Source organism: Egibacteraceae bacterium, assembly GCA_040905805.1.
Classification (GTDB): Bacteria; Actinomycetota; Nitriliruptoria; order Euzebyales; family Egibacteraceae; genus DATLGH01.
On the sequence record JBBDQS010000002.1, the window covers coordinates 14,108 to 33,928 of the forward strand.

At 72.8% G+C, this 19,821-nt stretch carries 23 protein-coding genes and 1 pseudogene; 22 read left to right on the top strand and 2 right to left on the bottom strand.

Features of this window, described 5'->3' with window-relative positions; translation table 11 throughout:
• Window positions 1-190 (bottom strand): hypothetical protein (locus tag WD250_00420; GenBank protein ID MEX2618659.1); only part of this gene is annotated, 190 nt, incomplete at its 3' end.
• Between the two features lie 345 nt (window positions 191-535).
• On the opposite strand from WD250_00420, the pseudogene WD250_00425 reads away from it, so the two are divergent.
• From WD250_00425 to der, 18 genes and pseudogenes are all read left to right on the top strand, one after another.
• Window positions 536-742 (top strand): annotated as a pseudogene (locus tag WD250_00425) (IS3 family transposase).
• A 96-nt stretch (window positions 743-838) separates the two neighbouring features.
• Window positions 839-1,291: a hypothetical protein gene (locus WD250_00430; GenBank protein MEX2618660.1), complete on the top strand. Its 453-nt coding sequence runs from the start codon at window positions 839-841 to the stop codon at window positions 1,289-1,291.
• 249 nt (window positions 1,292-1,540) lie between these two features.
• Entirely contained in the window at window positions 1,541-2,311 is a 771-nt protein-coding gene (locus tag WD250_00435) for a hypothetical protein (protein MEX2618661.1), read from the top strand.
• Window positions 2,312-2,428: 117 nt separating this feature from the next.
• Complete coding sequence (locus WD250_00440; GenBank protein ID MEX2618662.1) at window positions 2,429-4,120, top strand: CTP synthase; 1,692 nt, start codon at window positions 2,429-2,431, stop codon at window positions 4,118-4,120.
• Between the two features lie 12 nt (window positions 4,121-4,132).
• A complete protein-coding gene (locus WD250_00445; GenBank protein MEX2618663.1) occupies window positions 4,133-4,696 on the top strand; it encodes an NUDIX hydrolase in 564 nt (187 codons plus the stop codon).
• Between the two features lie 10 nt (window positions 4,697-4,706).
• The gene (locus WD250_00450; GenBank protein ID MEX2618664.1) at window positions 4,707-5,276 is read left to right on the top strand and encodes a DUF2269 family protein; all 570 of its coding nucleotides are present in this window, start codon (window positions 4,707-4,709) and stop codon (window positions 5,274-5,276) included.
• Window positions 5,276-6,397, top strand: a complete 1,122-nt coding sequence (ald, locus tag WD250_00455; GenBank protein MEX2618665.1) for an alanine dehydrogenase — start codon at window positions 5,276-5,278, stop codon at window positions 6,395-6,397. The genes WD250_00450 and ald overlap by 1 nt, the downstream gene beginning before the upstream one ends.
• Before the next feature lie 31 nt (window positions 6,398-6,428).
• Complete coding sequence (gene xerD / locus WD250_00460) at window positions 6,429-7,391, top strand: site-specific tyrosine recombinase XerD (GenBank protein MEX2618666.1); 963 nt, start codon at window positions 6,429-6,431, stop codon at window positions 7,389-7,391.
• Entirely contained in the window at window positions 7,381-7,731 is a 351-nt protein-coding gene (locus WD250_00465; protein ID MEX2618667.1) for a TraR/DksA C4-type zinc finger protein, read from the top strand. The genes xerD and WD250_00465 overlap by 11 nt, the downstream gene beginning before the upstream one ends.
• A 30-nt stretch (window positions 7,732-7,761) precedes the next feature.
• Window positions 7,762-9,006 carry a thymidine phosphorylase gene (locus tag WD250_00470; GenBank protein ID MEX2618668.1) on the top strand — a complete coding sequence of 415 codons (1,245 nt, stop codon included), beginning with the start codon at window positions 7,762-7,764 and terminating at the stop codon, window positions 9,004-9,006.
• A gap of 58 nt (window positions 9,007-9,064) precedes the next feature.
• Window positions 9,065-9,865 carry a segregation/condensation protein A gene (locus WD250_00475; GenBank protein ID MEX2618669.1) on the top strand — a complete coding sequence of 267 codons (801 nt, stop codon included), beginning with the start codon at window positions 9,065-9,067 and terminating at the stop codon, window positions 9,863-9,865.
• On the top strand, window positions 9,862-10,518 hold the full coding sequence (scpB, locus tag WD250_00480; protein MEX2618670.1) for an SMC-Scp complex subunit ScpB: 657 nt from the start codon (window positions 9,862-9,864) through the stop codon (window positions 10,516-10,518). The genes WD250_00475 and scpB overlap by 4 nt, the downstream gene beginning before the upstream one ends.
• A gap of 66 nt (window positions 10,519-10,584) precedes the next feature.
• Window positions 10,585-11,376, top strand: a complete 792-nt coding sequence (locus WD250_00485) for a pseudouridine synthase (GenBank protein ID MEX2618671.1) — start codon at window positions 10,585-10,587, stop codon at window positions 11,374-11,376.
• The gene (gene aroH / locus WD250_00490) at window positions 11,373-11,747 is read left to right on the top strand and encodes a chorismate mutase (protein MEX2618672.1); all 375 of its coding nucleotides are present in this window, start codon (window positions 11,373-11,375) and stop codon (window positions 11,745-11,747) included. The genes WD250_00485 and aroH overlap by 4 nt, the downstream gene beginning before the upstream one ends.
• Window positions 11,748-11,751: 4 nt before the next feature.
• Window positions 11,752-12,864, top strand: a complete 1,113-nt coding sequence (locus WD250_00495; GenBank protein MEX2618673.1) for a prephenate dehydrogenase/arogenate dehydrogenase family protein — start codon at window positions 11,752-11,754, stop codon at window positions 12,862-12,864.
• A gap of 16 nt (window positions 12,865-12,880) precedes the next feature.
• Entirely contained in the window at window positions 12,881-14,158 is a 1,278-nt protein-coding gene (gene aroA / locus WD250_00500) for a 3-phosphoshikimate 1-carboxyvinyltransferase (protein MEX2618674.1), read from the top strand.
• Window positions 14,155-14,847: a (d)CMP kinase gene (gene cmk, locus WD250_00505; protein MEX2618675.1), complete on the top strand. Its 693-nt coding sequence runs from the start codon at window positions 14,155-14,157 to the stop codon at window positions 14,845-14,847. The genes aroA and cmk overlap by 4 nt, the downstream gene beginning before the upstream one ends.
• Window positions 14,844-16,247, top strand: a complete 1,404-nt coding sequence (gene der, locus WD250_00510) for a ribosome biogenesis GTPase Der (GenBank protein MEX2618676.1) — start codon at window positions 14,844-14,846, stop codon at window positions 16,245-16,247. The genes cmk and der overlap by 4 nt, the downstream gene beginning before the upstream one ends.
• An 87-nt stretch (window positions 16,248-16,334) precedes the next feature.
• On the opposite strand, the gene WD250_00515 is transcribed toward der, so the two are convergent.
• Entirely contained in the window at window positions 16,335-17,051 is a 717-nt protein-coding gene (locus WD250_00515) for a hypothetical protein (GenBank protein ID MEX2618677.1), read from the bottom strand.
• 155 nt (window positions 17,052-17,206) lie between these two features.
• Here WD250_00515 and WD250_00520 point away from each other — a divergent pair, with 155 nt between their 5' ends.
• The 4 genes from WD250_00520 (at window position 17,207) to WD250_00535 (ending at window position 19,780) form a co-directional block, all read left to right on the top strand.
• Window positions 17,207-17,365: a DUF6131 family protein gene (locus WD250_00520; GenBank protein ID MEX2618678.1), complete on the top strand. Its 159-nt coding sequence runs from the start codon at window positions 17,207-17,209 to the stop codon at window positions 17,363-17,365.
• A 467-nt stretch (window positions 17,366-17,832) separates the two neighbouring features.
• A complete protein-coding gene (locus tag WD250_00525; GenBank protein MEX2618679.1) occupies window positions 17,833-18,042 on the top strand; it encodes a hypothetical protein in 210 nt (69 codons plus the stop codon).
• Window positions 18,043-18,074: 32 nt separating this feature from the next.
• On the top strand, window positions 18,075-18,656 hold the full coding sequence (locus WD250_00530; protein ID MEX2618680.1) for a PAS domain S-box protein: 582 nt from the start codon (window positions 18,075-18,077) through the stop codon (window positions 18,654-18,656).
• Window positions 18,590-19,780, top strand: a complete 1,191-nt coding sequence (locus WD250_00535; protein ID MEX2618681.1) for a phosphodiesterase — start codon at window positions 18,590-18,592, stop codon at window positions 19,778-19,780. The genes WD250_00530 and WD250_00535 overlap by 67 nt, the downstream gene beginning before the upstream one ends.
• Window positions 19,781-19,821 lie beyond the last annotated feature (41 nt).

The window sequence follows — 19,821 nt, forward strand, 5'->3', positions numbered from 1 at the left end:
GGTCACGGTCGTTGGTGCCGAGCACGTCGTCGAGCACCCCACGGTCACGATCACGGTCACGGTCGTTGGTGCCGAGCACGTCGTCGAGCACCCCACGGTCACGATCACGATCGTCGTTGCCGATCTCGCCCTGCGCATCGACTTGACCTCGCGCGTCGGTCTCATCACGCGAGTCGGTGTCTGCCTCCACCGTCGCACCGACGGAGGATGAGGCGTCGTCTCGTTCTGAAACTGGGACGCCGGCGCTCGCGTTCACGCGGCCGTTGTCCAAGGCGGCCGCGGCGACTGGTGCGGCGACTGCGAGGGTTAGGACACTGGCCGACACAATGCCGGTGAGGCGGGTGGGGAAAATCTTCATGTCGTCATCCTCATGGTGAACTCGATTGTTGGGTCATGACACCTCCTGTTCGGGCGCTGCCCGGACAGCGATTGGTTTGTGTGCCAGATTCTGCGAACCGGCCCAGGGGGCGATGCGACAATCAGACGTCGGGGCGTCAAGGTTTGGGGGGTCGGAGCCCCTACGCTCGCGCGCGACCGCCACGCAGGCATCGGCCTGCACACCCCCGCCTCGGTGCACTACGGCACCGCCCCCGACATCCGCGCCAAACGCGTGGTGACCCTTGACGCCGCCTACGCCGCCAACCCCGCCCGCTTCCGCCACCGCCGACCCCACCCGCCCAAGCTGCCCACCGTGGCGTGGATCAACGACCCGTCCCGAGAAGCACTCATACAAACCGAGTAAGCAGTTGTCTCAAACGGCTTGACAGGTTCCGAGGCAGCGCGGGGGACGTCGCCGTCGCGCTCCAGGCGCCGATGTACCGGGTGGTGCACCCACCACGTGTCGGTGGAGCGGGCTACCGCCGCGGCGGCAAGCGGTCCGCACCGCGCGCCGCACGGCGGCGACACCTTTACGGCCGCGACCTCGCCGATGCGGTGCAGCGCCTCGCTGAGTAACCAACATCAGGTGACGACGACGAAGGCCGGTAGGAGCGGCGACCTGAACCGCGCGAAGATTGTCGCCCCTGTACGGCTCTACGTTCCTACATCAGGAGGCCTTCATGAGCATCCGCATGCGGCGACCGGCCTGGCGGACCCCGGGTCTCGACCGGTCGATGCACGCCACCTCGTCGTCAGCGTGATCGCGTTGTGCTTCTTCCCCCTCGCCCATGCGCGCACGCTCGTGGCCCCCCTGGGTCTCGACCCCGACAGCGCGGCGTTCCTCGCCGAACGCAAGGCTCACGTCATCGACCTGCTCCTCCACGGTCTTCGCGTACCGCCTCGGCACCAGTGAGGCGCCGGCACGCAGTACTCCAACGTCCCACGTCGCAGCTGGGAGCCGAGGGCGGGGACCCGCCGCCGATTCGCCGATCGTGGTCGTGTGGTTCACTATGGCTCCATGACCTCCGATGTCCGGGCGCTCGGCCGCCTGAGCGAGTCGCTGGCAGGCGGATCCGGTGGCCGTCGCCCGCGCCGTCGGCGTGTCCCAATCCGCCGGGGACCGGGGCCGGCACGACGACGCGCGCTCATCTCGAAGCCGGTTGTGCTGCTGATCGTGGTGGTGCTGGCGGCGCTGGCCTGGACGGCGTTCGCCGACGGTGGCGCCGACGAGGTGCTCGCCCCGACGGCGGCGGACGCCGACCAGGCCGACGTGCCCGTTCGCCCCGTGGGCGAGGACCCCGAGCGCGCCTCCCGGGGGGAGCAGCGGGCCATGCCCGGAGCGGCGTTCGCGCGCGTCGATGACGTCCGGCTGACGCTGCCGCACGCGCAACCGGCCCTCGTGGCCTTCGGCGAGGGGGACCGGGCCGAGGCGCTCGCGATGGAGCCCATCGGGCAGCTGATCGCCAACGACCACGAGCGGTTCGAGCCACCCCGCGACGTCCGCGGCCCCGCGTACCGGGTGCTGGCCGGCCAGGGCAGGGCCCGGCCGGCGACCAGCGCCGCCACCGTGGTCATGCCCGTCGACGCGACCGTGCTCGCCCCGGTGAGCGGGCGGGTCGTCCGCGTCCGCGACTACGCGATGGAGGGCGGTCTCCGCGACTACCGGGTGGTCCTGGAGGTCGCCGACCGGCCGGGCCTGCACGTGCAGCTGTCCAACCTGCTCGACCCCGCGGTGGGGGTCGGCGACACCGTCGAGGCCGGTACCACCCCGATCGCCCGCGTCCGGTTGCTGCCCTTCGACCGCAGCATCGACGACCACCTCGAGGAGCGCCTGCCGTACGTGCGGGTCGAGGTCAAGCCCGCGAGCCAGCCGGATCCGGCCGACCCGAACGAGCCCGCCGCCATCCCGACCGCCGGCGTGCGGGGTCGTTGAGGCCGCTTCGGTCCTGCTGGTACGGTGGCCGAGGCTGCGCACGTGCGGTCCCTTCCCGTTCCGTCCCATCCGGCCCGCCTCGTCGGGTCGGCGGGTGAACCCGAAAGGTCGTGCCGCGTGGCCAAGCACATCCTCGTCACCGGCGGCGTGTCGTCCTCGCTCGGCAAGGGGATCACGGCCGCGTCCCTCGGTCGGCTGCTGAAGGCCCGCGGGCTGCGCGTCACCCTGCAGAAGCTCGACCCGTACGTGAACGTCGACCCGGGGACGATGAACCCCTTCCAGCACGGCGAGGTCTTCGTGACCGAGGACGGCGGGGAGACCGACCTCGACCTCGGGCACTACGAGCGCTTCATCGACGAGAACCTCCCGCGCTCCGCCAGCGTGTCCACCGGCCAGATCTACTCGACGGTCATCGCCAAGGAACGCCGCGGGGACTACGTCGGGGAGACCGTGCAGGTCGTGCCCCACATCACCAACGAGATCAAGTCGCGCATCCTCGCGCTGGCCGACGGCGTCGACGTGGTCATCACCGAGGTGGGCGGGACCGTGGGTGACATCGAGGGCCTGCCGTTCCTCGAGGCCATCCGGCAGCTGCGCTACGACGTCGGCCGGGAGAACATCTGCTATGTGCACTGCGCGCTGGTCCCGTTCATCGGTCCGACCGGTGAGCTGAAGACCAAGCCCGCCCAGCACTCGGTGCGCGAGCTGCGCTCGATCGGGATCCAGCCCGACGCGGTGGTCGCCCGCAGCGACCGCCCCCTGCCGCCGGAGCTGAAGCGCAAGATCGCCATGCTGAGCGACGTCGATCTCGAGGGCGTCGTGTCGGCCCACGACGCCGAGAGCCTCTACAGCGTGCCGCTCATCCTGCGCGACGAGGGCCTGGACCGCTTCGTCGTGCGCAAGCTCGGCCTCGATCCCGCCGTGGAACCCGAACTCGCCGACTGGACCGAGACGGTGCGCCGCGCGCTGCACCCGGCCGACACGGTGCGCATCGCGGTGGTGGGCAAGTACGTGGCGCTGCCCGACGCGTACCTCTCCGTCGTGGAGGCCCTGACCCACGCGGGCATCCACCACGACGTCGGGGTCGACATCACGTGGGTGGCTGCCGACAACCTGCAGGAGCCCATGGCGGCCGAGCGGGCGTTGCAGGGGGCCCACGGCGTGCTCGTCCCCGGCGGGTTCGGCGTGCGGGGGATCGAGGGCAAGGTGGCGGCGGCCCGGCACGCCCGGGAGCGCGAGATCCCCTACTTCGGCATCTGCCTCGGGCTGCAGGTCGCCGTCGTCGAGTTCGCCCGCCACGCGCTCGGCCTGGCCGAGGCGAACTCCAGCGAGTTCGACCCCGACACCCCCGACGCGGTCATCGACCTGATACCCGACCAGCGCGACGTCACCGAGCTCGGCGGCACGATGCGCCTCGGCGTGTACCCCTGCAAGCTGACGGCGGGCAGCCGGGCGGGGACCGCTTACGGGGAACCGGTGGTCTACGAGCGCCATCGCCACCGCTGGGAGGTCGCCAACCGCTACCGCGCCCGGCTGGTGGACGCAGGCATGACCCTGAGCGGCGTGTCCCCCGACGACCGCCTCGTCGAGGTCATCGAGCTGGCCGACCATCCGTGGTACGTCGGCACGCAGGCCCATCCCGAGTTCCGCTCCCGGCCGAACCGACCACATCCGCTGTTCCGCGACTTCGTCGGGGCCGCCAAGGCGCGGATGCTGGCCCAGGCGGGGCGCCTGCCCGACGTCGAGCCCGGTCGGGTCCCCGACGAGGGGGACCGGCCCGTCGCGGCGGCCGCGCGCCGCACGGAGTAGGAGAGGGCAACGATGGCCGACGATCCGGTGGCCTACGCCGTGGAGGGCTCGCACGTCGTCTACGACGGTGAGCTGTCGCGCGTGCGCGTGGACCGCGTCCGCATGCCGGATGGCAGCCTCGCCACCCGCGAGATCGTCGAGCATCCCGACGCCGTCGCGGTCGTGCCGGTCCAGGACGACGGGACGGTCGTGCTCCTGCGCCAGTACCGCCACCCCGTGGGGACCACGGTGCTCGAGGTGCCCGCCGGCAAGCTCGACGTGACGGGGGAGGAGCCCGGCGCCGCCGCCCGGCGTGAGCTCGCCGAGGAGGTCGGGCTGTCCGCCGGTGCCCTGGCCGAGCTGCTGACGTTCCACAACTCCTCGGGCTGGACCGACGAGACCACGACCGTGTACCTGGCGACGGACCTGCGCGCCGTGGACGCTCCCGCCGACTTCACCGCCGAGGCCGAGGAGGCCGACATGGAGGTCGTGCGGATGCCCCTGGCCGAGGCTGCCGACGCCGCCCGGCGGGGCGAGCTGACGGACGCCAAGACGGTCATCGGCCTGCTGCTGGCCGCCGCCCGCCTCGACGCGTGAGGGACACCCGATGATCGACGCATCCTCGCTGTTCCTCCACGTCCTGGCCGCCATCGGCCTGGTCGGCGGCGGCACCATGCAGGTCCTCAGCGGCGTGCACGTGCGCCGTGCGCGCACCGGGCGCGACATGGCGATGTGGGCCCGGTTCACCCGCAGCGCCGGGTTGCTGATCGTGGGGTCCGCCGTGGTCTCCCTGATGACCGGCGGGCACCTGGCCGGTGCGGTCTGGGGCGGTGCCGCAGGCGGCTTCGCCAACCCGTTCATCACCCTCGGGCTCGTGGGGCTGGTGCTGCTGGCCCCGGTCGGGCCGATGGTCGGCGGTGCCCACCTGCGTCGGCTCGTCGATGCCGCCGAGGCCGTCGGCGACGCTGCGGCGCCGGCTCCCCTGCGCTCGGAGGCGCGCGCCCCCGCGCTGTGGGGGCCCGTGCACTCGCTGGTCGGCGTCGGCGTGGGCCTGGTCGCCGTGATGGTCTACAAGCCGAGCTGGCTGGTCGGCGGGCTGGTCCTGGCGCTCACCTTCGCGGCGGGCTGGGTGTCCGGCGCGGTCGTCGCCGCACGCCCGGCCGACGAGGTGACCTGATGCGCATCGGCGTCCCGGCCGAGGTCAAGCAAGCCGAGCACCGGGTCGCCATCACCCCCGCGGGGGTGCGGGAGCTGACGCTGGCCGGGCACGACGTGCTCGTCGAGGCGGGAGCCGGGCGGGGATCGGCGCTGACGGACGCGGACTACACCGGCGCCGGCGCACGAGTCGTCGCCGACGCCGCGACCGCCTGGGGCGAGGCAGAGCTCGTCCTGAAGGTGAAGGAACCCGTCGCAGCGGAGTTCGGGCACCTGCGCGCCGACCTCGTGCTGTTCACCTTCCTGCACCTGGCCGCGGCGGGGCCGCTGACGCACGCGTTGCTCGCCGCCCGCACGACCGCCGTGGCCTACGAGACGGTTGCCGGCCCCGACGGCGGCCTCCCCCTGCTCCAGCCCATGAGCGAGGTCGCCGGCCGGATGGCGCCGCAGGTCGGCGCCCACCACCTGGAACGTCCCCGGGGCGGGCGCGGCGTGCTGATGGGCGGCATCGCGGGCGTGGTCCCGGCGCACGTGGTGGTGATCGGGGCGGGCACAGCCGGGCGCAACGCCGCGTGGGTCGCGGCCGGGATGGGCGCCTCGGTCACCCTCCTCGACCTGGACATCGACACGCTGCGCTCCATCGCCAGCGTGCACCAGGGCGGGATCACGACCATGGCCAGCAACCGGTTGACCCTCGAGGAGCAGCTCACCACGGCGGACCTGGTGATCGGGGCGGTGCTGGTTCCCGGCGCCCGGGCACCCCAGGTGATCACCGAGGACATGGTCAGGTCCATGCCGACCGGCAGCGTCCTGGTCGACATCGCCATCGACCAGGGCGGGTGCGCGGCGACCAGCCGGATGACCACCCACGACCAGGCGACTTATGTCAAGCACGAGGTGCTACACTATGCCGTGGGCAACATGCCCGGGGCCGTGCCGCGGACCTCGACCTACGGGTTGACCAACGCCACGCTGCCGTACGTCCTGCGCCTCGCCGATCGCGGGGTGGCGGGGGTGGCGGGGCGGGACCACGGCTTCGCGCAGGGGATCAACACCAGCGGTGGCGCGCTCACGAATCGCGCGGTGTCCGAAGCCCACGGCCTTGCCTACACGCCCTTCGGCGACCTCGACGACATCCACTGAGTGCATCCATTGAGTGAAGGAGGAGGTGACGGTGGCCCTGCCACGCCACGCCGACCGGTACCTCGACCACCTCACCGTGGAACGGGGACTGTCACCGCACAGCCTCGCCGCCTACCGGCGTGACCTGGCTCTGTACGCGACGTACCTGGACGCCGCGGGGATCGCCAACCCGCTGGATGCGGTGGCCGAGGACCTGGCCGGGTTCGTCGCCTGGATCCGCGAGCAGCGCACGGCGGCCGGCAAGCCCTACGCCCAGTCCACGGTCGCCCGGACCCTCGTCAGCGTTCGGGGGCTGCACCGCTTCCTCGTGCGCGAGGGCCTGGCCGCCACCGACCCCACGACCGAGGTCACCGGGCCCCGCGCCAGTCGCTCACTGCCCAAGGCCCTGTCCGCGGACGAAATCGGCCGTCTCCTGGCCTCGCCGCTCGGCTCGGAGCCGGTCGTCCTGCGCGACCGGGCCATGCTGGAGGTCTTGTACGCCGCAGGCCTGCGCATCACCGAGCTGGTGAACCTCGACGTCGACGACGTCGACCTCACCGACCGTACGGTGCGCGCCACGGGCAAGGGCGGCAAGGAACGCATCGTGCCGATCGGGCGACCCGCACGCGCGGCGGTGGAGGCGTGGCTGGTGCAGGGACGTCCGGCGATGCCCCCCACCGGCGCTGCGCTCTTCACGAATCGGCGGGGCGGCCGTTTGACGCGACAGGGCGGGTGGAAAATCATCAAGAAGCACGCACACGCTGCCGGCCTCGCCGCGCAGGTCTCGCCCCATACCCTTCGACATTCGTTCGCGACCCACTTCCTCGACGGCGGAGGCGACGTCCGGGTGGTGCAGGAGCTGTTGGGTCACGCCAGCGTGAACACCACCCAGATCTACACCCTCGTGTCCCGCGCGCGGTTGCGCGCCGTGTACGAGCAGGCCCACCCTCGGGCGGCCGCCGACACCGAGCCCACCGTCTCTGCAGTCGAAGGAGCTCGTCCCCATGAAGCCTGAACTGCTCACCAACCTGCGCCAGGAGCTCACGGCCGAGCGCGAGTCGGTCCTCGCCGAGCTGCGCGAGTACGGCGCGGACCCCTACAGCGAGCGGGTCGACCACATCGCCGGGATCGACGACAACTTCGCCGACCTGGCCGCAGCCACCGCCGAGCGCAGCGAGAAGCTCGCGTTCATCGAGAACGCGCGCGAGCGCCTCGCGCACGTGGACGCCGCCCTGGAGAAGATCGACCAGGGCACCTACGGCATCTGCGAGGTGTGCGGGGCGGAGATCCCCGCCGCCCGACTGGAGGCGCGCCCGCTGTCGGTGCGCTGCGTGCAGTGCGCGTCAGCGGCGTAGGGAGCCCCCGGACGCGCCGGCGATGACCAGATGACCATCGTCGAGCTCGTCCGCGGGTGGCTCGAGGGGACCGTCGCCGAGGACACGCTCGTGACCGCGCTGCGTGCCGGCGGGCTCGACGACGACGACGCCATCGCGCTCACCGGCCTCCTGGCCGCCAGCGGCGAGCGCCTCGACGTGTCGGCGCTCGGACCGCTGACCGTGGACAAGCACTCCACCGGCGGCGTGGGCGACGGCACGACGCTGCTGGTCGTGCCGCTGCTGGCCGCGGCCGGCGCCGTGGTGGTGAAGCTCTCCGGGCGCGGGCTCGGCCACACCGGGGGCACCGTCGACAAGCTCGAGGCCGTCCCCGGCCTGCGCACCGATCTCGCCCCCGAGCAGCTGCTGGCGGTCGCCGGCGAGGTCGGCTGCGTCGTGGGGGCGCAGTCAGACCGCATGGTGCCGGCCGACCGGGCGCTCTACGCGCTGCGCCACGCGACCGGGACCGTGGCCGACCCGGCGCTGATCGCCTCGAGCGTCATGGCCAAGAAGCTTGCCGGCGGGGCGGGGACGATCGTCCTCGACGTGAAGGCCGGCGACGGCGCGTTCCTGCCGGGCACGGACGTGGCGGTCGCCCTGGCACGCTTGTGCGTACGGATCGCCGTGGAGGCCGACCGGCGGTGCGTGGCTCTGGTGACCGCCATGGACCAGCCGCTGGGCCGGGCGGTCGGCAACGCCCTGGAGGTGACCGAGGCCGTCGAGCTGCTCGGCGCACCCCCGGCCGGGCGTCTGGCGGCGCTCGCACTGGACTTGGCGGCCGAGGCGGTGGCGTTGGCGCGCGGTGGTGCCGTGGCCCAGGCCCGGCAGGAGCTGTGCGAGCTCTGGGACACGGGGGCGGGCCTGGCCCGGCTGCGGGCGATGGTGCACGCGCAGGGGGGCGACCCGGCGGTCTGCGACGACCCGCGGGCGGTCCTGCCGCAGGCGCCGGTGCAGGAGGCGGTGCCGGCCGACCGGGCCGGATGGGTCCGTGCGGTGCCCGCCCGGGCGGTCGGTGAGCTGGCAGCCCGGCTGGGCGCAGGCCGACGCGGCAAGGCCGACCCGGTCGACCCGGCGGTCGGCCTGGTGCTCGCGGTGGAGGTGGGCGACCGCATGGCCGCCGGCCAACCGCTCGGGGTGGTGCACGCGCGCACGGAGCGTGCGGCTCGGGACGCGGCCGGCGACCTGCGCGAGCTCGTGGTCCTCGCCGACCGCCCGGTCAGCCCGCCCGCGACGGTCCTGCACCGGATCTCCCCCTGACCGTGCACCCGAGCCTGCGAGGATCGCGGGCGCCCGGCGTCTACACTCGCGGCAACCCATGTCGAGCACCTATACCGTCCACGTCGGGTCCTTCGAGGGCCCGTTCGACCTGCTGCTGGCGCTGATCGCGCGGCACAAGGTCGACATCTACGAGGTGTCGCTCGCCCAGATCACCGAGGACTACCTCGTCGTCCTGCGCGGCATGGACCGGTTCGACCTGGAGGTGGCCACCGAGTTCCTGGTCGTCGCGGCGACCCTGGTCGAGCTGAAGGCCGCCCGGCTGCTGCCGGGCGAGGACGACCCGGAGCTGGAGGAGCTCGCACTCGAGGCACGCGATCTGCTCTACGCCCGCCTGCTCGACTACCGGACCTTCAAGGAGGCGGCCGGCTTCCTGCGTGACCGGCTCGAAGCGCACGCCGGCTACGTGCCCCGCGACGTGGCGCTGGAAGAGCGCTTCGTCGGCATCACCCCGCAGGCGGCGCTCTCGATCACGCCGGCCCAGCTCGCCGAGCTCGCCGCACGGGCGCTGGCCGAGCAGCCGGAGCCAACCGTCGACACCACCCACCTGCAACCGGTGCACATGACCGTGCGCGAGGCTGCGGGCCTGCTCGCCGACGAGCTGGTGCGGGCGGGCGGCCGGGCGTCGTTCACGGAGCTGACCGCCGGCTGCCGACACCGTGTGGAGGTGATCGTCTGCTTCCTCGCCGTCCTGGAGCTCTACAAGCTCGAGCGCGTCGATCTGGAGCAGGCGGCGACCTTCGCGGAGCTGGCCGTCGTGTGGGTCGGGGGCGAGTACGCCTCGGCACTCGACGAGATGGACGTCTACCGGGGCCACCGTGACCGGGAGGTCGACGCATGACACCCGGTGAGGAGGAGCTGCTCGAGCCGGACCTGCGCAAGGCCCTGGAGGCGATCCTGCTGGTCGTGTCCGAGCCCGTGGAGCCCAACACCCTCGCCCAGGTCCTCGAGGCGCCCACGGAGGCGGTGACCGCCACACTCCAGGCCCTGCGGGCCGAGTACGTCGACCAGGGCCGCGGGTTCGTGCTCCGCGAGGCCGGCGGTGGGTGGCGCCTGTACACCGATCCCGGAGCGGCGCTCTACGTCGAGCGGTTCGTGGCGCACGGCCGCTCGACCCGGTTGTCCCAGGCGGCTCTGGAGACCCTGGCGATCGTCGCGTACAAGCAGCCTGTCACGCGGGCGCAGATCTCCGAGATCCGCGGCGTGGACGCCGACGGCGCGGTGCGCTCGCTCGTGGGACGCGGCCTCATCACCGAGCTGGGACGCCAGGCGGTGCCCGGCCAGCCGCTCCTGTACGGCACGAGCCCCACGTTCCTGGAGCGCCTCGGCCTCACCGACATCGGCGAGCTGCCGGTGCTGCCGGCGCTGTCGCCCTCGGGTCCGCTGCCGGCCGAACCCGCGCCGGGCACCTACAAGACGGCTCGCCGCGAGCTCGATGCCCTGTCGGCCGGCGCCGGCGCCGACGACGACGACGAGGTCGACCGGGCGTCGTAGGCGCACGGCAGCGCGCCCCCTGACGTCGGTGCAGCCCACGCCTCCGGCTCACGGTAAGGTCACCTCGTGAACCAAGAACAGCGCAAACCTGAGCGGGTCCAGAAGATCCTGGCCGCGGCCGGGCTCGGCAGCCGGCGCGCGTGCGAGGAGCTGATCGCCGCGGGCCGCGTGGCCGTGGACGGGCGGCCGATCACCCTCGGCGGCAAGGCGGATCCGACCCAGCAGGTCATCACCGTCGACGGTGAGCGCGTGGCCACCAACCCCGACCTGGTGCACTTCATGCTGAACAAGCCCCTCGGGGTGGTGACGACGGTCAGCGACCCGCAGGGCCGGCCCACCGTGATGGACCTCGTCCCGGAGAACCCACGGGTCTACCCGGTGGGCCGCCTGGACCAGGACACCGAGGGCCTGCTGCTGCTCACCAACGACGGCGAGCTGGCGAACCGCCTCGCTCATCCCCGCTACGAGATCGAGAAGACCTACGTCGCCCAGGTCCGCGGCCAGCTCCGCCGCCGCGCCACCCGCATGCTGCTCGACGGCGTCGAGCTCGAGGACGGTCCCGCGCGGGCGCGGTCGGTGCGCGAGCTCGGGTCCGCCGCCGACCGGACGCTCGTCGAGCTGGTCCTGGCCGAGGGCCGCAAGCGCGAGGTCCGTCGGATGCTCGCGGCGGTGGGCATCCCCGTCGAACGGCTCGCCCGGGTGAAGCTCGGGCCGCTGGCCCTCGGTGACATGTCTCCGGGCAAGCACCGTCCGCTCACCGGCGGCGAGATCCGCGGCCTGTACAAGGCGGTCGGCCTCGGCAAGCCAGAGCGCTCCGCCGAAGCCGAAGCGCGCGCTCGCAGCGGAGGGGGTCGGTGACGGCCCAGCTCGGCGCCCTGCGGGGCGCCACGACCCTGGACGCCGACACCCGCGAGGAGATTCTCGCGCGCACGGCCGAGCTGCTCGAGACGCTGATGGTGCGCAACGGCCTCACCAGCGACGATGTCGTGAGCCTGGTGTTCACGGCGACAGGCGACGTGACCGCCGAGTTCCCGGCGGCCGCCGTGCGGGAGGCGGGTATCTCGGACGTCCCGATGCTGTGCGCACGCGAGCTGGAGATCGACGCGGGCTCCAACGTCCCCCTCTGCATCCGGGTCATGGCCCACGTCTACACCGACCGTCCGCGCCCAGACCGCCGCCATGTGTACCTGCGGGGCGCGCGCCAGCTGCGCCACGACCTGCCGGAGTAGGCGCATGGCATCCGAGCCCCTGCGCGTGGGCATCATCGGCACCGGCCTGATCGGGGCCTCGCTCGGTCTCGCGCTCAACCGGCTGGACGACATGGGCGAGGTCGCCGGGTACGACCGCGACCCGGGCGAGCTGGCCGAGGCGACCCGGCTGGGGGCGATCACGCGGGCGGCGACCTCGGCTGCGGACGCCGCCACCGGATGTGACGTCGTCATCCTGGCCGTCCCGGTGTCCGCCGTGCCCGCCGTGGCAGCCGACGTGGCACCGGCGCTGAAGCCAGGGTCGATCCTGACCGATGTGGCGAGCGTCAAGGCCCGGGTGGTGGAGGCGCTGCAATGCGCCGCGCCTGACGACGTCCATGTCGTCGGCGGCCACCCCATGGCCGGTTCCGCCGAGGGCGGGGCCGCCCACGCGTCCGCCGACCTGTTCGTCGGCGCGACATACCTGCTGACCCCGACCACCCACACCGATCCGGAGGCCTACCGCCGCCTGCACGCCCTGGTCGCCCGCCTGGGCTCGCGGGTGCTGGCGGTGCACCCCTCACGCCACGACGTGCTCGTGGCGGTGGTGAGCCACCTGCCGCAGCTGGCGGCGACGACGCTCATGAACCTGGCAGCCGAGCGCGCGCGCAACGAGCATGCCGAGCTGCTGCTGCTGGCCGCCGGGGGGTTCCGCGACGCGACCCGGGTCGCGGCCAGCAACCCGGACCTGTGGTTGGACATCTGTGCGGAGAACCGGGACGCGATCGTGGCTGTGCTCGACGACTACGGCGAACGGATCACGGGGCTGCGCACGGTGCTCGCCGGTGCGGACGACGACGGCCTGCGCCACACCCTCGGAGAGGCCCGCGAAGCGCGGCGCTCGCTGCCCGGCAAGGAGACCGTGACGGGGCGGCTGGTGGAGCTGCGCCTGTCGATCCCCGACCGCCCGGGAGTGTTTGCCGAGGTGACCACCACCGTGGGCCTGGCCGGGGTCAACATCGAGGACATCGGGATCGAGCACGCCCCCGAGGGGGGGCGGGGCCTGCTGCGACTCGCGATCCTCGGGCCGAGCAACGCCGCCAAGGCCCACACGGCGCTGGCGGCCATCGGCTACGAGGTGCTGGAGTACGAACCGTGACCTCCCCCGCACCTCGATGATCGCGGTCGAGGTCCTGCCCTCTGGCCCGGTGGTCGGCGAGCTGGCCGCACCCACCAGCAAGAGCATCACCAACCGGGCGCTGGTGGCCGCTGCCCTCGCCGAGGGGACCAGCGTCGTGCGCGACCCCCTGGACAGCGACGACTCCGACGCGATGCGCCGGGCCGTCGCGGCCTTCGGCGCGACGGTGGTCTCCCGGCCCGGGGCCTGGCAGGTCACCGGGACGGCGGGTCGGCTGACCTCGCCGGCGCAGCCGGTCTCGGCGGGGCTGTCCGGCACGACGATGCGCTTCGTGGCAGGGCTGGCGGCGCTGGCGCCGAACGGGGCGACGATCACGGGGGCGGCGCCGCTCCTGCGCCGGCCGATCGGCCCGCTGGTCACCGCGTTCGGCCGGCTCGGGGCCGCGCTTCGTGACGACGCCGGCTACCCGCCGGTGGTCGCCGCGGGGGGCGGGCTGGCCGGCGGGCCCGTGCAGGTCGACGGGACCGGGTCCAGCCAGTTCGCCAGCGGGGTGCTGCTCGTGGCGCCCTACGCCCGCGCCGACGTGACCGTCGGGGTGCACGGGGCGACCGCGAGCGGGTACATCGACCTCACCGCGGACGTGATGCGGGCGTTCGGCGCCGAGGTCGAGCGCGAGGACCAGTCCCGATGGCGGGTGACCGCCGGGCGGGGCTACGCCGCCCGCGACCACCGCGTCGAGTACGACGCCAGCGCCGCCGCCCACCTGCTCGCGATGGCGGCAGCCACCGGCGGCGCCGTGACGGTGCGCAACGCCACCCCCGGCTCCCGCCAGCCCGACGCGGCGTTGACCGACGTGCTGGCTGCGATGGGCTGCACCGTGGAGCGCTCAGGGGACACGCTCACCCTGACCGGACCGCGCGCGCTCAACCCCGTCCACGTCGATCTCGGCGCCATGCCCGACCAGGTCACCACGGTGGCGGTGCTGGCCGCGCTCGCTCAGGGCACCACCACGATCACCGGGGTTGCCGTCAGCCGCGGGCACGAGACCGACCGTCTGGCGGCACTGGCCCACGAGCTCGGTGCGGTCGGTGTGCGCGTCGAGGAACGCCCGGACGGCCTGGCGGTGCACGGCGGCACCGCCGCCGGCCCCGCGCGCCTGGCCACCCACGACGACCACCGCCTGGCGATGGCCTTCGCCGCGTTGGCGGCCCGGGTGCCCGCCGTGGTGATCGAGGACGCGCAGTGCGTCGGCAAGACCTACCCGGCCTTCTGGGCCGACCTGCGCGGCCTGGGTGTGCGGTGGCGCGAACGATGAGCGGTCACCCGGGCCCGGCCGTGGTGGCCATCGACGGGCCGGCCGCCTCGGGCAAGTCCACCGTCGCCGCGGCGTTGGCCGATCGGCTCGGCGTGCCCCACGTGGATACCGGGGCCTTCTACCGCGCGGCCACGCTGCTGGTGCTGCGGGCCGGGGTGGACCCGGATGACGCGGACGCCTGCACCGCCCTGTTGGCAGGTGTGACCATCTCGCGCACCGGGGGGCGGACGCGCATCGACGGCGAGGACGTGGAGGAGGCCATCCGCGGGCCTGCCGTGACCGCGATGGTCTCCGCCGTGTCCGGGCACCCTGCGCTCAGAACCGCCCTGCTGGCCTTGCAGCGCGACGCCATCGGCGGGGAGGGCGGGGTCGTGGAGGGACGCGATGCGGGTACGGTGGTGGTACCCCACGCGATACTCAAGGTGTGGCTGACCGCCACACCGGAGGAGCGCGCCAGCCGCCGGGCAGCCCAGCTCGGCCAGACCGACCCCCAGGTGGTCGCCGCGCACGCCGCCGACATCGCCCAGCGCGACGCGGCGGACGCTGCCCGGATGGTCCGGGCCGCCGACGCGGTCGAGCTCGACACGACGGGGCGCAGCGTCGCCGTGATCGTCGAGGAGCTCGTCGCCCTGCTGCCGTCATCACCGCCAGCACCCCTTCCCCCCAGCCCGACCGAGGAGCAGCCGTGACCGCGGACCCCCGCAGCGCCGCCCGTGCGCGTCACATCGTCGAGGCCGCCCTCCCGGTCGTCGCGATCGTCGGGCGTCCCAACGTCGGCAAGTCGACCCTCGTCAACCGCGTCGTCGGGCGGCGCGACGCGATCGTGGAGGAGCGCCCGGGGGTCACCCGGGATCGCACGACGCACACCGCGGAGTGGGATCGCCGGCGCTTCACCATCGTGGACACCGGCGGGTGGATGCCGACCCGCGCCCGCGCGTCGCGCTTGGACGACGCCGTGGCCGCGCAGGCGGAGACGGCGGTCGCCGAGGCGGACCTGATCGCCTTCGTCGTCGATGCCGCGGTCGGCATCACCGAGGAGGACGCCGAGATCGCGGGGTGGCTGCGCGCTGCGGGTCACGCCGTGCTGCTCGTGGCGAACAAGGTCGACAACCTCGGTGGGCGGCCGAGCATCGAGCTCGCCGAGCTGTACGGGCTCGGTCTCGGCGACCCGGTGCCCGTGAGCGCCCTGCACGGACGCGGGTCGGGTGACCTGCTCGACGACTTCGTGACCCGCCTCGAGGCGGTGGGGGCGTTCGCCCGCATGCCCGCCCCCGGCACGGAAGCCGCGGGCGTGGCGCTGATCGGGCGGCCCAACGTCGGCAAGTCGTCGCTGTTCAATCGGCTGTTGGGCGAGGAGCGCACGATCGTGGACGACCGGCCCGGCACGACGCGCGACGCGGTCGACACCGTCGTGGCCCTGCCGGACGGGACCGCCTATCGCTTCGTCGACACGGCGGGCCTGCGGCGGCGGGCCAAGGCCCACCGGCACGGTGACGCGACCGAGTACTACTCCACCCTGCGCACGGTGCAGGCACTCGATGCCGCGGCGGTGGCGCTGCTGGTCCTCGACGCGGGCGAGCCGGTCGGGGAGCAGGAGCAGAAGCTCGCGCGACAGGTGCTGGACGCGGGCCGCGCCCTCGTGCTCGTGCTGAACAAGTGGGACCTCGTCGACGAGTACCGGCGCGAGATGCTCGAACGGGAGCGCGATCGCAAGCTGTCCTTCATCGACTACGCGCCGCTGGTGCGGACGTCTGCAGCGACGGGCCGTGGCGTTGATCGGCTGCTCCCCGCCGTGGGTGCCGCGCTCGAGCAGTGGAACCGCCGCATCCCCACCGCACGGCTGAACCAGTGGCTGGCCGACGCGGTGGCGGCCCACCCGCCGCCCCTGCACGTCGGACGGGCGGTGCGCGTGCGCTACGTGACGCAGGTCGCGAGCGGCCCACCGCGGTTCCGGCTGTTCACCACCGGGGAGCTGTCACCCGGGTACGTGCGGTACCTGGAACGCCGGCTCCGGGAGTCCTTCGGGTTCGCCGGGACCCCGCTGGACATCGCGGTGCGGGTCCGCACCCGCTGGGAGGACCGCAGCTGACGGGTCAGCATCCCATGGCGGTCGCTGCGCGACCGCCACACCCGGCACAGCAGAGAACCGCCCTCGCAAGCTCGGGCGATTCACGAGTCAGACGACCTCGTCGCCGCAGTCGGGGTCGCCCTCCCATCGCAGGGTCGGCGCTTGCTCATCACCGGCCTCCACGGAGGAGAACGTGAGTGCGGCGGAAGCCTCCGACGGGGCGATCACGACCGCGAACGGCGTGCCGGCCGGAGCCAGCTCCCCCGAGGCCCAGGCGCGGTAGGCGGCGCTGACGTCCCAGAGCAGGCGGCCGGGGCTTCCGTCGGTGACCGCGACCGCTCGCAGTTTGTCGTCCACGCTGACCTCGGCGACCTCGTCGCCGTCCTCCAGGGGACCGCGGATGGTGGCGGCGTACACGCCGAGCTCCGTGGCGTCGCCCGCCTCCATGTGCACCTGGAGCTCGGCGGCGGCCACACAGTCGGGAGTGCCGTCGATGAGCGGGAAGACGGTGACGGCCACGTCACCTCCCCCGCTGATGGCCAGGCTCTCGCCGGCGGCCTGGCTGACCACGCCGTCTCGGACGACGAAGTCGGCCGTCGCACGAGCGTGCCCGTCCTCGACCGGCCCCGTGGGGACCTCGCCGCCGGGCTCGGTCGGCTCGGCACCCTCGCCGTCGTCGGGTTCCCCCTCGTCATCCGCGGCGTCACCGAACACCAGGCTGTTGGAGACGGCATCGATGGTCATCGGCACCGCCACCAGCACGACCACGCCACACGCGCCCAGTGCCACGACCCACCGGACGACCCGCCATACCTGTGCACTCATGTGACCTCCCGCATGCAGGGTAGTCCACGCGCTGGGCGACGCGGTCCAGGTGACGTGCCGAGCCCGCCAGGCGGGGGTGTGTGTGACCGTGGCTGACGGGGAAGGGTTGCCGTGTCCAGCAGTCGAGCGCCTGTCCTGACCTGATCGGAGCGCCGGTGATCGTCCTTGGCATCATCCTCATCCTGCTCACAGCTCTCCTCGACGTCCCATCGGTCCTCTACACGATCGGGATCGTCCTGGTCGTCGTCGGTGTCATCCTGTGGATCCTCGGCTCGATGGGTCGAGCCGTCGGGGGGCGACGCCACTACTGGTAGCCGATGACGCGCCGGGGGTTCGGTCGGCCACTTGCAGGGTGCTGAGTTCATGGCACCCGCTCCTTCGGGGGTGAGCATCCTCCCCCGATCGGGGAATCTGATGAACAATCCCCAAACCTGTTCACCGCGCGCGGTTGCCGACCGAGGAAGAACGGCTACCATCACACCGGTCCACGAAATCTGAGATGCGTTTTCGCTTTCGGTGACTCGCCGTCCCATCCCATTTGGACTGGTCGGCCAACGTGTGAGCCGCGACATGCGACTCCATGAGCAGGGGAGTCGGCGGTCCCGCCTCCATCGGCGCCACCGAGTCGACCATGCGTCGCGCTTGGAAACCCCTGGAATGGATTCCGCATGTCCGTACGGCGACCGAGCCCGGCACGGCTGGTGCTTGGAGCGCGTGCCGGCGCTGCGACAAGCGCTCGTCCCCCCCGGGCGTCCGCAACGTCCGCCAGGGGGATGAGGTCATGGTCGCCCGGGCCGGCGGCGCGGTGGCGGTCTTCAGCGTGGACGAGGTCGCTCGGTCCTCGAAGGGCGACTTTCCGACGGAGCTGGTCCACGGGGGCACCGACCGCACGCTGTTGCGGCTGATCACGTGCGGCGGGGTGTTCGACCGGGTCGCGAGCGGCGGTGGTGGCGTGATCGCTGGGTGTGCCGTCTGGCCTCCTTCTCCTTGATCGATGCGCTCAGCGGCGGGTTGCACCAACGGATGAGGGCGCAGCTGGCGCGGACCCGCGCTGAGCGCCGCCGATTCGCTGCCTTGGTCGAGCACGCCCCGGACGTGGTCGTGGCTTGCGACGCTCGCGGGTTGGTCGGCTACGCCAGCCCGTCGGTCACGCGTGTGCTGGGCTACGCGGTCGAGTCGGTGGTGGGCCGACCCTTGGCCGATCTGGTCCACGCCGACGACGTGTCGGCGCTGCAGCGGATGACACGGGCGCCCACGGTCGAGCATGGGTCCCCGGTGGTGCTGCGCGTGCGCCACGTCGACGGGTCCTGGCGGCACCTGGAGATGGTCGCCAACGATCTGCTGGGCGATCCGGACGTGGCAGCCGTGGTCTGCAACGGCCGCGATGTCACCGAGTGGCGCGCCATCGAGTCAGAGCTGCGTCACCAGGTCTGGCACGACCTGGCCACCGGCCTTCCCAACCGCAGACGCTTCGTCCAGGTGCTGCAGGCGACGATGGCCTCCGCGGCGGGGAGGGCGGCGGTGCCGCCGCCGTCCTGCTGGTCCACCTCGACCGCTTCGGCAGTGTCCAGGAGGGCTACGGCCCGGACACCGGTGAGTTGCTGATCACCGCGTTTGCCGAGCGGTTGTCGGCGCAGATGGGGGCCGGCGACCTGGTCGCGCGGTTCGCCACGACCGATTTCGCGGTGCTGTACCCGGGTGTGGACGGCCACGAGGTCGCCCGCCGGGTCGGCGAGCGGCTGTTGCAAGCGGTCGATGAGCCGTTCCTCATGGCCCACGGCGAAGTGCACCTGTCGGCCAGCATCGGGGTGGCGCTCGCCCGCGACACCGATCGCGACGCGGGCCAGCTCATCAGCGATGTCCATGCCGCGGTGCACCACGCCAAACGGAGCAGCGCGAAGATCGCCAGCTTTGACGTCGCGTGGCGCCAGCAGGCGGCGACGGCGATGGACACCGAGGCCGCCTTGCACAGCGCCCTGGAACGGGGGCAGCTCGGGCTCTGCTATCAGCCGATCATCGACCTCGCCAGCGAGCGAGCGCTGGGTGTCGAAGCCCTCATCCGCTGGCATCATCCACGGCTGGGAACGGTCGCGCCGAGCGACTTCATCCCCGTCGCCGAGCAAGCCGGCATGATCGGGGCGATCGGACGCTGGGCGATCGACACCGCGTGCGTGCAGCTGGCGAGCTGGCACGAGGAGCTGGGGCGCAGCGACCTGACCGTTGCGGTCAACGTCTCCGCACGTCAGCTGGACGGCCCCGAGCTGCTCCACGACGTCAAGCGTGCGCTGGACGCCACCGGGTTGCCTCCCGGGGCACTCATCCTCGAGCTGACCGAGACCGCGCTCTTGGATGACATCAGCCACACCATCCATGGGCTGGTCGCGATCAAGGCATTGGGGGTCCGTCTTGCGGTCGATGACTTCGGCACGGGCTACTCCTCCCTCGGGTACCTCAAGCTCCTGCCCGTCGACATCCTGAAGATCGACCGGCTGTTCGTATCCCAGCTCGGGCACGCCGACGGCGACGACGTGATCGTCAGTGCCATCATCGGCCTGGCGCGCAGCCTCGGCCTGGCCACGATCGGGGAAGGTGTCGAGGGCTCGGCTCAACGCGACCGGCTCATCGAGCTCGGCTGTGATAGCGCCCAGGGGTACCACTACGCTCGGCCCGAGATCGCTGAGGCCATCACGCCCATCCTCGCGGCGGCCGTCCCAGGGCGCGGGCAGTAGGCGTGGCGCCCCGGGCTCGACGCGTCAGCATCCCGTCGGTA